The sequence below is a fragment of the Pseudomonas sp. RA_35y_Pfl2_P32 genome (genome assembly GCF_963970735.1).
GTDB lineage: Bacteria > Pseudomonadota > Gammaproteobacteria > Pseudomonadales > Pseudomonadaceae > Aquipseudomonas.
Genome location: NZ_CAXAQF010000413.1, coordinates 1 through 300 on the forward strand (window position 1 = coordinate 1; position 300 = coordinate 300).

The following is a 300-nucleotide window of genomic DNA, read 5'->3' on the forward strand; positions in this document are numbered from 1 at the left end:
AATACACGCGAGAGTGGTTCAGCCGCGTCCACGATGGACGCATGCAGAACGTCGAGTTTCGCACCCGCGACTTCTCCATTGAAACGCCGCTGAACGCAATCCTGCGCGGACCGCAGATGCTCAAGGAGAAAGGGCGCCTGGCGACCCTGTATCGATTACTGAAAGGGGAAGCACCCGATACCAACTTTGCCCACATGCTGGCACTGGCCTTGTTTGCCAGCCACCACCAGAAGATGGTGTTGGTGGACTACGAAGACACCGCGAACGCCGTGGGTTTCGTCATGGGCCACAACATGCACC

General features: G+C 58.3%; 1 pseudogene. It reads left to right on the top strand.

The window, feature by feature from the left end:
- Window positions 1–300 (top strand): annotated as a pseudogene (locus AACY45_RS28950) (hypothetical protein); the annotation flags it as partial.